The following is a 13,188-nucleotide window of genomic DNA, read 5'->3' as shown; positions in this document are numbered from 1 at the left end:
GAGCACCGCCGGACCGGCAGCCGCGCACGCCGCAGGACGCGGCGGGGCGGAGGCTCAGCCGTTCACGGAGCCCTTCACCGAACCCTTCACCGAACCGTTCACCGAGCCCTTCACCGAACCCTTCACCGAACCGTTCACGGAACCGTTCACCGAGCCGTTCACCGAGCCGTTCACCGAAGCCTTCGGCGCGGAACCGTTCACGGAGCCCTTCACCGAACCGTTCACGGAGCCCTTCACCGAACCGTTCACCGAGCCGTTCACGGAACCGTTCACCGAGCCGTTCACGGAGCCGTTCACCGAGGCCTTCGGCGCCGAGCCGTTCACCGAGCCCTTCACGGAACCGTTCACCGAGCCGTTCACCGAGGCCTACGCCCGGCAGCTCGCCGCCGGGGGCGCCGCGGGTGCCCGGGCACAGGCGTACGCGGCGCTGCGACTCCGCGAGGCGTTCTGGGCCGGCTACGTCACGGCGATCGTGCGCGGCCGGGCCCGCTGACCGATCGACCACCCGCCACCGTCCACGCACGAGGGAGCCACCGACGATGTCCGTCGAAGTCGAGAGAGCAGCTGCGGGTCGTGGTGCCCGCGCGGTCGATCGGAGCCCGTCGGCCCGCGTCGTCGCACTGCGCCCGAGGATCGGGCGGCACTCGGCGGCCGGGGACTCCCCGGAGGTCGCGGCGCTCGTCGTCGCACCGACCACGCCCGCGGCGCACCCGGCCCGGCACCTGCCCGGAGTCGTCGGGACGGAGCCTGACGGGCGACCGCTGGTGCGCGAGCTCGAGGACCTCGTCGGCCGGCTGCACCGGCGCGGGCCGGCCGCGACGCTCCGGGGCGAGCTGACGGCGCTGCTCTCCGCGTGGGCGGCGGCGCTGGTCCGGCTGCACCGGACGCCGCTGCACGCCTCGACGCCCGACGCGGCCGTGCCGTGGGTGCTCGACGAGCCGCTGCCCGACTGGCTCGACGAGCTCCCGGCGCAGGCCGGGCCGGTCTGGGCGGTGCGGGCGCACCCGGCGATCGGGCGGGCGCTGCTCGACGCGCGGTCGTCCTGGACGGCGGCGCAGTGGACGCACGGGGACCCGACCGGGGACGAGGTGGCGATCACGCGGTCGCACGGCACGGTGCGCGCGGTGCTGCAGGCGGACCCGGACCACCCGTCGGCCGGGTGCGGCGACCCGCGCTGGGACGTCGCGACAGCCCTCGACTGGATCGCGATCGCGCTCGGCCCGGTGCTCGACCCGGCCTGGGACCTCGACCCGGTGGCGATCTTCCTGGCCGAGTACCGCAGCCTCGGCGGGGACGCGACGCCGACGCGCTCGATGGCGATCGCCCGGACGCTCGGCACCGCGATCGAGTGGAGCGCCCAGCTGGCCCTGGACCCCGACTCCGACGACGCCGAGCTCGAGTGGCTCTCCGGCCTGTGGACCAGGCCGCTCGAGCTGGTCGGGTCCGCACGGGCGGGAGCGGCGCGGCGCATGCGCTGACTCCGGCTCAAGGGGGAACGACGAAGGCCCGGTCCGCAGGGGGGACCGGGCCTTCGTCGTGCGTGCTGCCAGCGTCAGGCGGCGTCGTCCTCGGAGGCGAGGTTCCGCGTCTTGTTCTGGTCGACCAGGATGCCGGGGCCGTTCGTGGTCGAGAACGTCGCCTTGGCGATGTACCGGCCCTTCGAGGCGGACGGCTTCAGACGCAGGATCTCGTCGAGCGCAGCGGCGTAGTTCTCCACGAGGGAGACGTCGCTGAACGAGGTCTTGCCGATGATGAAGTGCAGGTTCGCGTGACGGTCCACGCGGAACTCGATCTTGCCGCCCTTGATGTCGGACACGGCCTTGGCCACGTCCATCGTCACGGTGCCGGTCTTCGGGTTCGGCATGAGACCGCGCGGGCCCAGGACCTTGCCCAGTCGACCGACCTTGCCCATGAGGTCGGGCGTGGCGACGGCGGAGTCGAAGTCGGTCCAGCCGGCCGCGACCTTGTCGATGAGCTCGTCGCCGCCGACCTCGTCGGCACCCGCGGCGCGGGCCTGCTCGGCGCGCTCGCCCGTGGCGAAGACGATGACGCGGGCGGTCTTGCCGGTGCCGTGGGGCAGGTTGACCGTGCCGCGGACCATCTGGTCGGCCTTGCGGGGGTCGACACCGAGGCGGAAGGCCACCTCGACGGTCGAGTCGTACTTGGTGGTCGACGTCGCCTGCGCGAGCCGGACGGCCTCGAGGGGCGTGTAGAGGTGCCCCTCCTCGATCTTCTCGGCCGCGTTGCGGTACGCCTTGCTGTGCTTGGCCATGCTGTTCTCCTGTCGTGGTCAGTCGGGCCGGTCAGGCCCTTCCACATTCCTCAGCGGGCCGGACTCAGCCCGCTGTTCTCGTGCTGGTCGGTCAGCCCTCGACCTTGATGCCCATCGAGCGAGCGGTGCCCGCGATGATCTTCTCGGCCGCGGCCAGGTCGTTCGCGTTGAGGTCCTCGAGCTTGGTGCTCGCGATCTCGCTGATCTGCGCCTTGGTGAGCGTGGCGACCTTGACCGTGTGCGGCGTCGGCGAGCCCTTGGCCACACCGGCGGCCTTCTTGATCAGCTCGGCGGCCGGCGGCGTCTTCGTGATGAAGGTGAACGAGCGGTCCTCGTACACCGTGATCTCCACGGGGATGACGTTGCCGCGCTGCGCCTCGGTGGCCGCGTTGTACGCCTTGCAGAACTCCATGATGTTGACGCCGTGCTGACCCAGCGCCGGACCGATCGGCGGCGCGGGGGTGGCGGCGCCGGCCTTGATCTGGAGCTTGATCAGGCCGGTGACCTTCTTCTTCGGGGGCATGCTGAACTTCCGTTTCGTGTTGTGGGCCGACGCCGTGGGCGATGACCCGGTTGCAGTACGACGTGCAGGTCGAACAGGTCAGATCTTGGCGACCTGGCTGAACGAGAGCTCGACCGGGGTCTCCCGGCCGAAGATGGAGACGAGAACCTTGAGCTTCTGGTTCTCGGCGTTGATCTCGGAGATCGTCGCCGGCAGCGTGTCGAACGGACCGTCGGTGACGGTGACCGACTCGCCGACCGTGAAGTCGACCTTGATCTGCGAGGCGGCCTTCGCGGCGCCCGCGGCCGTGGTCGGCTGCTTGGGCTCGAGCGACGGGGCGAGCATCGAGAAGACCTCGTCCAGCGTCAGCGGGACCGGCTGGTGCGTGTGGCCGACGAAGCCGGTGACGCCCGGCGTGTGCCGGACGGCGCCCCACGACTCGTCGGTCAGGTCCATCCGCACGAGGACGTAGCCGGGGATCCGGACGCGCTTGACGACCTTGCGCTGCGCGTTCTTGATCTCCACGACCTCCTCCATGGGGACCTCCACCGCGTAGATGAAGTCCTCCATGTTGAGGCTCTGGCGACGGTTCTCCAGGTTGGCCTTCACGCGGTTCTCGTACCCCGCGTAGGAGTGGATGACGTACCAGTCACCGAGCTGGCTGCGCAGCTGGGCCTTGAACGCGGCGACGGGGTCCTCGTCGACGTCGGGCTCGTCGTCGGCCTCGGCCTCGGCCTCGACGGCGTCGTCCTGCGGCTCGGCAACGTCGTCGCTCTCGGCGGCGTCGTCGACGGTGTCGTCCTCGACCGACGGGTCGACGGCGTCGACCGACGCCTCGACGGCCTCGACCGACGCGATGGCGTCCTCGAGCTCCGCCTCGGCGCCCGTCATGGGCTCCTGCGACTCCTGCGACACGTGCGAACCTGCTTTCTCCAGCGTGTGCGCCCGGCGAACCGGCGCGGTGGGTGCTCAGCCTGGTGGGGCGACTGCCTAGCTGTCGGGGCCGGGCCCCGAGCGGGCCGTCAGCCTCCGAAGACCCAGAACGTGAGCTTGCCGATGCCCAGGTCGATCACGGTGACGAAGGCCATGATCACGGCGACGAACACGAGCACGACGCTCGTGTAGGTGATCAGCTCCGACCGCGTGGGCCGGACGACCTTCTTCAGCTCAGCGATGACCTGGCGGACGAAGAGCGCGATGCGGGCGAACAGACCACCGCGCGACTCACCCTTGCGGGCGGCCTTGGGCGCGGACGGACGCGACGCCGAACCCTCGGCGTCGGACGCCGCAGCCGGTGCTGTTTCGCTCACGTCAGGTCCCTATGTCTCGTGGTGGTCAGGCTCCGTACGGAACCTGACGGACGATCGGGCCGACGCGTCGCGCCGGACCGGCCGGCGGTCCTGCTCGCCTCCTGGTCGACCGGGCGAACCCGGAGGACCAGACGCGTGCGCAGGGCAGACAGGACTCGAACCTGCAACCTGCGGTTTTGGAGACCGCTGCGCTACCAATTGCGCCACTGCCCTACGGCGGCCTGGGCCTCCACGATGATCCGTGTGCACGCGGGCGCGCACCGACGGACACCACCCGCAGGGGGTCCGTGCAGGCTCCGGAGTCTTCCGGGGCACGGCTCATCATGGCGGACGTCAACCGCCGGGGGTCCACTGTACGCGACGAGCGCCCGTGGGTCGAACCGCCCGGAGGGGACACGGACGCGGACCGATATCGCCTCGCACGACCCCACGTGACCTCTGCCACTATGGGGGCCGTGAGCGAGCAGACCTCTCCCCGTGCCCGTGTGTCCGCCCGACTGGCCGCGATCGCCGAGTCCGCGACGCTGGCGGTCGACGCCAAGGCGAAGGCGCTCAAGGCGGCCGGCCGGCCCGTGATCGGCTTCGGCGCCGGCGAGCCCGACTTCCCGACGCCGGCGTACATCGTCGACGCGGCGATCGCTGCGGCGAAGGACCCCGCGAACCACCGGTACACGCCGGCCGCCGGGCTCCCCGCGCTGCGCGAGGCGATCGCGACGAAGACGCTCCGGGACTCCGGCTACGAGGTCAAGCCGTCCAGCGTGCTGGTGACCAACGGCGGCAAGCAGGCCGTGTACCAGTCGTTCGCGGCCATCGTGGACCCGGACGACGAGGTGCTCCTCCCGGCGCCGTACTGGACCACCTACCCCGAGGCGATCCGGCTGGCCGGCGGCGTCCCGGTCGAGGTGTTCGCCGGGGTCGACCAGGGCTACCTGGTCACCGTCGAGCAGCTCGAGGCCGCCCGGACGCCGCGGACCAAGGTGCTGCTGTTCTGCTCGCCGTCCAACCCGACCGGCGCCGTGTACTCCCCGGAGCAGACCGCCGAGATCGGTCGCTGGGCCCTCGAGCACGGCATCTGGGTCATCACCGACGAGATCTACGAGCACCTGACCTACGACCACGCGGTCTTCACGCCGATCCTGCGCGTGGTGCCGGAGCTCACCGACACGACGATCGTGCTCAACGGCGTCGCCAAGACGTACGCCATGACCGGCTGGCGTGTGGGCTGGATGATCGGCCCCGCCGACGTCATCACCGCCGCGACGAACCTGCAGTCGCACCTCACCTCGAACGTCGCCAACGTGTCGCAGCGGGCGGCGATCGCCGCGCTGAGCGGCGACCTGGCGGCCGTGGAGGAGATGCGGACCGCGTTCGACCGCCGACGGCGCACCATCGTCGAGATGCTCGCGCAGATCGACGGGGTGCGGATCCCGACGCCCGAGGGCGCGTTCTACGTGTACCCGTCGGTCGAGGGCGTGCTGGGCCGGACGATCCGTGGCGTCACCCCGACGACGTCGGCGGAGCTGGCGACGCTGATCCTCGAGCAGGCCGAGGTGGCCGTGGTGCCGGGCGAGGCGTTCGGTCCCAGCGGGTACCTGCGCCTGTCGTACGCGCTGGGCGACGCGGACCTGGTCGAGGGCATCAGCCGGATCCAGTCGCTGCTGGCCGAGGCCGAGTAGCCCGGTGCCGGCCGCCGTCGAGGTCAGCGGGCTGCGCAAGGTCTACGGCGAGAAGCGGGCCGTCGACGGGCTGGACCTCACGGTCGCCACGGGCGAGGTCGTCGCGATCCTCGGCCCCAACGGTGCCGGCAAGACGACGACGGTCGAGATCCTCGAGGGCTACCGCTCGCGGGACGGCGGCGACGTGCGGGTGCTCGGCCAGGACCCGCAGACCGGGGACCGGGCCTGGCGCACGCGGCTCGGCATCGTCCTGCAGAGCAACAACGACCTCGCCGAGGCGACCGTCGGTGAGCTGGTCCGGCACTTCGCCCGGTTCTTCCCGGACCCGCGCGACCCCGAGGAGGTCATCGCCTCGGTCGGGCTGCAGGAGAAGGTCAAGACCCGCGCGCGGCAGCTGTCCGGCGGCCAGCGACGACGGCTCGACGTGGCCCTCGGCATCGTCGGCAGACCCGACCTGCTGTTCCTCGACGAGCCGACGACCGGCTTCGACCCGCAGGCGCGCCGGTCGTTCTGGGACCTGGTCGAGGCGCTGGCCGCGGACGGCACGACGATCCTGCTGACCACGCACTACCTCGAGGAGGCCGAGCGGCTGGCCGACCGGGTGGTCGTGGTGCGCGACGGACGCGTGGTCGCCGAGGGGCCGCCCGCCGACCTCGGGGGCCGCACGGCCCGGCAGGCGGTCGTGCGCTGGACGCAGGACGGCCGGACGCGTGAGGTCCGGACCGACACGCCCGCGCGGACCGTCGTCGAGCTGGCGACCGACCTGGGCGGCGAGGTCCCCGGCCTGCAGGTGCTGCGCCCGACGCTCGAGGACGTCTACCTCGGGCTCATCGCGGACGAGGCCCGGGCATGAGCGCGCCGACGGCCACACGGACTGCGCTGCCGGGGGTCGTGCGCCTCGGGCTCACCCGCACCGGCTACGAGGTCCGGACGTTCTTCCGCGAGCGCGACGCCGTCGTCTTCATCTTCGCGTACCCGATCATCATGCTCGCGATCTTCGCGACGGTGTTCGGGCAGGACGGCGCGACGGTCGGCCCGGCGCCAGGGATACCGTTCGCGCAGTACTTCCTGCCGGGCATGCTGGCGACGGGGATCATGCTCTCCAGCTTCCAGAACCTCGCCATCACCATCGCGGTCGAGCGGGACGACGGCGGGCTCAAGCGGCTGCACGGGACACCCCTGCCGCCGGCGGCCTACTTCCTGGGCAAGACGGGCGAGGTGCTGGTCACCTCGCTGGTCCAGACGGCGCTGCTGCTCGCGGCCGCGGCGCTGTTCTTCGACGTCCCGCTGCCGACGACCGCCGCCGCGTGGACCACGTTCGCCTGGGTGTTCCTGCTCGGGACGGCGGCGGGCACCCTCTGCGGCGTGGCCTTCTCGTCGGTCCCACGCTCCGGGAAGTCGGCGAGCGCGGTGGTCACCCCGATCGTGCTCGTCCTGCAGTTCATCTCCGGCGTGTTCTTCGTCTACAACGACCTGCCCACGTGGATGCAGAACGTGGCGTCGGTGTTCCCGCTGAAGTGGATGGCGCAGGGCATGCGGTCGGTCTTCCTCCCGGCGAGCGCCGAGTCGTGGGAGGTCAGCGGCTCCTGGCAGCACGGCGCGACCGCGGTGGTCCTGCTGGTCTGGGCGGTCGCCGCGCTGCTGGTCGGGGTCCGGACGTTCCGCTGGCAGCGCCGCGACGACGGCTGAACAACCTCCGGGACGCCTGCGCGCGACGGGCGAGCGCGGACATACTGTCGGCATGCCACGCGGTCGCGCCGACGTCCCGGGCGCCGCCACGGGGGCGATCCCGATGCACCGGCGCACCGTCGCGCACCTGACGGTCCGCGCGCGGCTGCTGACCGCGGTCGTGCTGCTGTGCACGCTCACGCTAACGATCGCCGGCGGCACCGCGTTCGCGCTGCAGGCGGCGGCGACCGACGAACGGCTCGACAACTCGCTCTCCCGTGCCGTGGCAGCGCTCCGCACGGTGCAGGCGAAGGGCGACCCGACCACCGACAGACCGTACGAGACCGTCAACGCGGTGCTGCTCGAAGGGGTGCGCAACCGCATCCCCGGCAAGAACGAGGGCGTGATCGCTCTGCAGAACGGGCGCGCCGTCTGGTGGGCCGAGCCCGAGACGCGCGCGATCCACCTCGAGACCGACCCTGCCCTCCTCGCGGTCCTCGGCCGGGTGCCCGTCGACGCCCCAGCCATCGCGCAGACCGTCACGACGCCGGTCACCCAGTACCGCCTCATCGCCGTCCCCGTGACGCTCGCCGACGACCCCCTCTCCGGCACGTTCGTGGTCGCGTTCGACCGCTCCGCGGAGATGTCGACCCTGCGCAGCACGTTCGTCTCGTACGCCGCCGTCGGGCTCGCGGCCCTCGTCCTGATCGCCGTCGTCGCGTGGTTCGTCGTCGGACGCCTGCTCCGACCGATCCGCCTGCTGCGGGACACCACCCGTCGGATCACCGAGTCGGACCTGTCCGAGCGCATCACCGTCACCGGCAAGGACGACCTGTCCAACCTCGCCCGGACCGTGAACGCCATGCTCGACCGGCTCGAGCGGGCGTTCGGGTCGCAGCGCGAGCTCCTCGACGACGTGGGCCACGAGCTGCGGACGCCGCTGACCATCGTGCGCGGCCACCTCGAGCTGGTGAACCCCGACGACCCCGACGACGTCCGCGCCACGCAGGCGCTCGCCCTGGACGAGCTGGACCGGATGCAGCGGCTGGTCGACGACCTGATGACCCTGGCCACCGCGGACCGGCCGGACTTCGTGCGGCTCGCCGCCACCGACGTCGGCCGCCTGACCGACGACGTGCACGAGAAGGCCCGCGGGCTGGGCGACCGGCGCTGGGTGGTGGCCGCGCGGGCGGACGTCACGGTGCAGCTCGACGCCCAGCGCATCACGCAGGCCTGGCTGCAGCTGCTGGCCAACGCGTACCGGTACTCCTCGCCGGGCTCCACGGTCCGCCTGGGCAGCGAGGTCTCCGGTGACCGGCTTCTGCTCTGGGTGCGCGACGAGGGACTCGGGGTGCCGCCCGAGGAGGCTGAGCGGATCTTCGAGCGGTTCCACCGCGGGCAGGCCGACCGCATCTCGCACGGCGCCGGTCTGGGCCTCCCGATCGTGGCCGCGATCGTCCACGCGCACCACGGGCGTGTGTTCGTGGAGCATCCACCGGCTAACGTCGGGCCCGGCGTGGTCTTCGTGCTGGACCTGCCGGCCGTCGATCTCGTGGACGGCGAACCCCGAACCGTCCCCCAGCTGGTGGAGAACCGATGACCCACATCCTCATCGCCGAGGACGAGGAGCGCATCGCTGCGTTCGTGGCCAAGGGCCTGCGCGCGTCCGGCTACGAGACGAGCGCCGTCACGTCCGGCGAGGACGCGATCGCGCGGGTGCAGGCGGGCGACGTCGACCTGCTGGTGCTCGACCTCGGCCTGGTGGACATCGACGGGTTCGAGGTCCTGCGTCGCCTGCGGGCCGACGGCTGGACCGTGCCCGTCATCGTGCTCACGGCCCGCTCGTCGGTGACGGACACCGTCACCGGCCTGGAGTCCGGGGCCGACGACTACATGGCCAAGCCGTTCCGGTTCGAGGAGCTGCTCGCCCGCGTCCGGCTCCGCCTGCGCGCGCAGACCACGTCGTCGGAGGCCTCCGTGCTGCGGCACGGCGCCCTCCAGCTCGACCTGCGCACCCGGCGGATGAAGGTGGGCGCGCAGGAGGTGGACCTGTCCGCCCGCGAGTTCGCGCTGGCCGAGACGTTCCTGCGGCACCCCGGCGACGTGCTGACCCGCGAGCGGCTGCTGTCCGAGGTGTGGGGCTACGACTTCGACCCCGGGTCCAACGTGGTCGACGTGTACGTGCGGTACCTGCGACGCAAGGTGGGCGCCGAGCACTTCGACACGGTCCGCGGGGTCGGGTACCGGCTCATCGACGCGACTCCGGCAGGCGTGTGACGCCCCGCGATCTGGCCCTCCTGCCGAAGGCCCACCTGCACCTGCACTTCACGGGGTCCATGCGCGTCTCGACCCTGGCCGAGCTGGCCGCGACGCACGGGATCCGGCTGCCGTCGGCCCTGCTCGACGACGACGCCCTGCACGTGCCCGCCGACGAGCGCGGCTGGTTCCGGTTCCAGCGCCTGTACGACGCCGCCCGCGCGTGCGTCCGGGGCGAGGCGGACATGCGCCGGATCGTCCTCGAGGCCGCGCAGGACGACGCGTCCGAAGGGTCGGGGCGGCTCGAGATCCAGGTCGACCCCACGTCGTACGCGCCCTTCGTCGGCGGCCTGACGCCGGCGCTGGAGATCGTCCTCGACGCGGCGCGGTCGGCGTCGGCCACCACAGGCGTCGACGTCGGGGTGATCGTCGCCGCCTCCCGCATGCGCCACCCGCTCGAGGCACGCACGCTCGCCCGGCTCGCGGCGCACCACGCCGGCGACGGCCCCGGGCAGGTGGTCGGCTTCGGGTTGTCCAACGACGAGCGCCGCGGCGAGACCTCGGAGTTCGCGCACGCGTTCGTGATCGCCCGGGACGCCGGGCTCGCCTCCGTGCCGCACGGCGGTGAGCTGCTCGGGCCGGCGCACGTCGAGGACGTCATCGGTCACCTGCGCCCCGACCGCCTGGGCCACGGCGTCCGGTCGGCCGAGGACCCCCGCGTGCTGGAGCGCGTGGTCGACGAGGGCGTGGCGCTCGAGGTCTGCCCGGCGTCGAACGTGTCTCTCGGGGTGTACGACCGGGCGTCCGACGTCCCGTTGCGCGCGCTGGTCGACGCCGGCGCGACCGTGGCGCTCGGCGCGGACGACCCCCTGCTGTTCCGCTCGCGGCTGGTCGACCAGTACGTCCTCGCCCGCGAGGTGCACGAGTTCTCCGACGACCAGCTGGCCGAGCTGGCGCGGTCGTCGATCCGCGCCAGCCGGGCCGGCGACGACGTGCGGGCGCGGCTGCTGTCCGGCGTGGACGACTGGCTGACCTCTTGACATCTCCCGCCGACGGCGATTGTATCAATGCACTAGTTCATTGATACAGGAGGTCGCGATGACCGGCTCGGTGTGGCTGCTGCTCGTGCTGCTTCTCGGGATCGGCGTCGCCTGGGCGCTGCGTCCGGTCCGCACCGAGGGCCCTGCGTCGCCGTCGGAGGCGTGGCTCGCCGCGGACCGCCACGCGCGACGAGTGACCGCGGCCGCCTGGGTGGTCCTCGTGCCGCTCCCCGTCCTGCTCGCCATGAGCGCGACCGGTTACCTGCACGGGCCCGCGCGCGGGGCGTTCGTCGCCGCGCTCCCGGGCATCGCCGGGATCGCCTTCCTGGTGGTGCACGCCGGCGGTGAGCTGACGTGGCCCAGGCCGCAGGGCGCCGTCCGGCGCGCGCCGCTGGTCCGGCGGCGCGTCCGGGACGTCGCCCCGCGAGCGCTGTCGTGGCTCGCCGTGGTGTGGTTCCTGCTGCTCGCGGTGCTGCTGACGGTCTGTGGCCTGGCCGCCGGCACCGGCGGACGGAGCCTGTCGTACGCGCACGGCGACGGCGTGACCTCGACGTCGAGCCCGTTCCCCGGCCTGTACTACGGGCGCACGATCGCCCCGACGATGGTGGTGCTCGCTCTCGCCTGCCTCGGGCTCCTGGCACAGGTCGCGCGCCGTGCGGCCGTCTCCGACACCGCGCCCGCCGACGACGCACGCCTGCGACGCACGTCCGCACGTCGGGTCCTGGCCGGCGTGCAGCTGGTGGTCGCCTGGACGCTGGCCGGGTGCCTCTTCTTCGCCGCGAACTGCGTGGCGAGCGTGCAGCCGCGATGGGCCGACGCCTTCGGACCCGGCAGCGCGGAGGCGGTCGGAGCGGTCGGCCGGTTCGTCTCGCTCGCCATCGTCATCGTCAGCACGGTGGTGGCGGTCCGGGGCTCCCGGGCCGAGCGTCGCGCGCCCGCGCCGCAGCGTGCCGAGCCCTACGTGCAGCAGCCGCAGGTCTCCGCATGACCGCGCAGCTCGAGGTCGACCTGACCTCCGGCGTCCCGGCCTTCGAGCAGATCCGCGCCCAGGTCGTCGCGCACGTGGCCGCGGGGCGGCTCGTCGCAGGCGACCGGCTGCCCACCATCCGCGCGCTGGCGACCGATCTCGGCCTCGCCGCGGGCACGGTCGCCCGCGCGTTCCGGGAGCTCGAGGCGGAGGGGGTCGTCGAGACCCGACGCCGGGCCGGAACCGTGATCGCCGAGGGCGCGTCGGTGCCCACCGACATCGCGCGCCGTGCGGCCGAGACCTACGTCGCCGCGGTCCGGGCGGCGGGGCTGAGCAACGACGAGGCGCTCGTGCTGGTGCACGGCGCCCTGCTCGGGCGTCAGAGCGTGACGCCCACCAGCACGGGTTCGGGCTCCAGCTCCACGCCGAACGACGACCGGACGCCGTCGCGCACCTGACGGGCGAGCGCGAGCAGGTCCTCGGCCTTCGCTCCCCCGCGGTTGGTCAGGGCGAGCGCGTGCTTGGTCGAGAGGGTGGCCGGGCCGGGGGCGCCGAACCCGCGCGAGAAGCCGGACCGCTCGATGAGCCATGCGGCGCTCGACTTCACGCGGCCGTCGACCGCCGGGAAGCGCGGAGCGTCGGCGGGCAGGGCGGCCGCGGCGTCGGCGGACAGGATCGGGTTGGTGAAGAACGAGCCTGCGCTCCACGTGTCGTGGTCGGCCGCGTCGAGGACCATGCCCTTGCGGGCGCGCAGCGCGAGCACCGTGTCCCGGACCTCCGCGAGGGGCGCCCGCTGGCCGACCTCGATCCCCAGCGTGCGGGCGAGCTCGGCGTAGGCGATCGGGCGCGACAGGTCGCCGGGGCGCAGCTGGAACGTCACGTCGAGCACGACGTAGCGGGGCGTCGGTGACCACGGGGCGCGCGGGTCGTCGCTGTCCGCCGAGCGCATGGACCGCTTGAGCAGCGAGGTGCGGTACCCGAAGGCGAGCGTGACCAGCGGCAGCGTGCGGACCTTGCCCCGGCTCCGGTCCCAGACCCGGACGGTCGCGATGCTCTGCGACACCTCCTGGCCGTAGGCGCCGACGTTCTGCACCGGGGTCGCGCCCGTGGAGCCGGGGATGCCGGAGAGGGTCTCGATGCCGGTGAGCTCCTGCTCGACCGCGTACCGCACGACGTCGTCCCATGGGGTGCCGGCCGGGACAGTCAGCGTGGCGCCCGCGCACGCCGAGGCGTCGGGGACCTCGATCCCGCTGCGCACGTCGCGCACGACGATCCCGTCGAACCCGGCGTCGGCCACCAGGAGGTTGGAGCCTCCCCCGACCACCAGGAGCGGCTCGCCCTCGGTGTCGGCCGATCGGACAACGTCGATGAGCTCGGCCTCCGTCGTCGTCTCGACGTACCGGCGCGGGGCCCCGCCGACCCGGAGGGTGGTGAGGTCCGCGAGGGTGGAGGCCACGGCGGTCGAGGCGGGCCAGACGATGGTCGGGGGGACGGTCG

At 72.8% G+C, this 13,188-nt stretch carries 14 protein-coding genes, 1 tRNA gene and 1 pseudogene; 10 read left to right on the top strand and 6 right to left on the bottom strand.

The genetic code is table 11. From position 1 onward, the window contains the following. Both AC1DWH_RS14675 and AC1DWH_RS14670 read left to right on the top strand, forming a co-directional pair. Positions 1-493, top strand: a pseudogene (locus AC1DWH_RS14675) (hypothetical protein); the annotation flags it as partial. Positions 494-539: 46 nt separating this feature from the next. After that, positions 540-1,478: a phosphotransferase family protein gene (locus tag AC1DWH_RS14670; protein ID WP_477094285.1), complete on the top strand. Its 939-nt coding sequence runs from the start codon at positions 540-542 to the stop codon at positions 1,476-1,478. Positions 1,479-1,552: 74 nt separating this feature from the next. Here AC1DWH_RS14670 and rplA read toward each other — a convergent pair whose 3' ends face one another. The 5 genes from rplA to AC1DWH_RS14645 all read right to left on the bottom strand — a co-directional run bounded on the left by rplA (position 1,553) and on the right by AC1DWH_RS14645 (position 4,297). Further along, on the bottom strand, positions 1,553-2,272 hold the full coding sequence (rplA, locus tag AC1DWH_RS14665) for a 50S ribosomal protein L1 (RefSeq protein WP_477094284.1): 720 nt from the start codon (positions 2,270-2,272) through the stop codon (positions 1,553-1,555). Between the two features lie 91 nt (positions 2,273-2,363). Further along, positions 2,364-2,795, bottom strand: a complete 432-nt coding sequence (gene rplK / locus AC1DWH_RS14660; protein WP_055912123.1) for a 50S ribosomal protein L11 — start codon at positions 2,793-2,795, stop codon at positions 2,364-2,366. A 78-nt stretch (positions 2,796-2,873) separates the two neighbouring features. Beyond that, a complete protein-coding gene (gene nusG / locus AC1DWH_RS14655) occupies positions 2,874-3,689 on the bottom strand; it encodes a transcription termination/antitermination protein NusG (RefSeq protein ID WP_477094283.1) in 816 nt (271 codons plus the stop codon). Between the two features lie 107 nt (positions 3,690-3,796). Then, positions 3,797-4,084, bottom strand: a complete 288-nt coding sequence (gene secE, locus AC1DWH_RS14650; protein ID WP_456845436.1) for a preprotein translocase subunit SecE — start codon at positions 4,082-4,084, stop codon at positions 3,797-3,799. A gap of 140 nt (positions 4,085-4,224) precedes the next feature. After that, positions 4,225-4,297, bottom strand: a tRNA-Trp gene (locus AC1DWH_RS14645). 233 nt (positions 4,298-4,530) lie between these two features. Between AC1DWH_RS14645 and AC1DWH_RS14640 the strand changes: the two genes are divergently transcribed. The 8 genes from AC1DWH_RS14640 to AC1DWH_RS14605 are packed head-to-tail and all read left to right on the top strand — an operon-like array spanning position 4,531 to position 12,149. Further along, positions 4,531-5,760: a pyridoxal phosphate-dependent aminotransferase gene (locus tag AC1DWH_RS14640; protein ID WP_477094293.1), complete on the top strand. Its 1,230-nt coding sequence runs from the start codon at positions 4,531-4,533 to the stop codon at positions 5,758-5,760. A 4-nt stretch (positions 5,761-5,764) separates the two neighbouring features. Next, positions 5,765-6,613, top strand: a complete 849-nt coding sequence (locus tag AC1DWH_RS14635) for an ABC transporter ATP-binding protein (RefSeq protein ID WP_477094282.1) — start codon at positions 5,765-5,767, stop codon at positions 6,611-6,613. After that, positions 6,610-7,449, top strand: coding sequence for an ABC transporter permease (locus AC1DWH_RS14630; protein ID WP_477094281.1), 840 nt, complete (start codon positions 6,610-6,612; stop codon positions 7,447-7,449). Before AC1DWH_RS14635 ends, AC1DWH_RS14630 begins: the two co-directional genes overlap by 4 nt. Positions 7,450-7,501: 52 nt before the next feature. Then, entirely contained in the window at positions 7,502-9,028 is a 1,527-nt protein-coding gene (locus AC1DWH_RS14625) for a sensor histidine kinase (RefSeq protein ID WP_477094280.1), read from the top strand. Next, positions 9,025-9,705 carry a response regulator transcription factor gene (locus tag AC1DWH_RS14620; protein WP_456845440.1) on the top strand — a complete coding sequence of 227 codons (681 nt, stop codon included), beginning with the start codon at positions 9,025-9,027 and terminating at the stop codon, positions 9,703-9,705. Before AC1DWH_RS14625 ends, AC1DWH_RS14620 begins: the two co-directional genes overlap by 4 nt. After that, entirely contained in the window at positions 9,702-10,724 is a 1,023-nt protein-coding gene (locus AC1DWH_RS14615; protein WP_477094279.1) for an adenosine deaminase, read from the top strand. Before AC1DWH_RS14620 ends, AC1DWH_RS14615 begins: the two co-directional genes overlap by 4 nt. A gap of 58 nt (positions 10,725-10,782) precedes the next feature. Continuing rightward, positions 10,783-11,712, top strand: a complete 930-nt coding sequence (locus tag AC1DWH_RS14610) for a hypothetical protein (protein ID WP_477094278.1) — start codon at positions 10,783-10,785, stop codon at positions 11,710-11,712. Beyond that, positions 11,709-12,149, top strand: a complete 441-nt coding sequence (locus AC1DWH_RS14605; protein WP_456845443.1) for a GntR family transcriptional regulator — start codon at positions 11,709-11,711, stop codon at positions 12,147-12,149. The genes AC1DWH_RS14610 and AC1DWH_RS14605 overlap by 4 nt, the downstream gene beginning before the upstream one ends. Here the strand turns inward: AC1DWH_RS14605 and AC1DWH_RS14600 are convergent. Continuing rightward, positions 12,071-13,171 carry a UDP-N-acetylmuramate dehydrogenase gene (locus tag AC1DWH_RS14600; protein WP_477094292.1) on the bottom strand — a complete coding sequence of 367 codons (1,101 nt, stop codon included), beginning with the start codon at positions 13,169-13,171 and terminating at the stop codon, positions 12,071-12,073. The genes AC1DWH_RS14605 and AC1DWH_RS14600 overlap by 79 nt on opposite strands. Between the last annotated feature and the right edge of the window lie 17 nt (positions 13,172-13,188).

The organism is Cellulomonas sp. P2_F12 (genome assembly GCF_056403775.1).
Note: the sequence above shows the minus strand (reverse complement) of the source record. Positions and strands in the feature narration are given on the sequence as shown.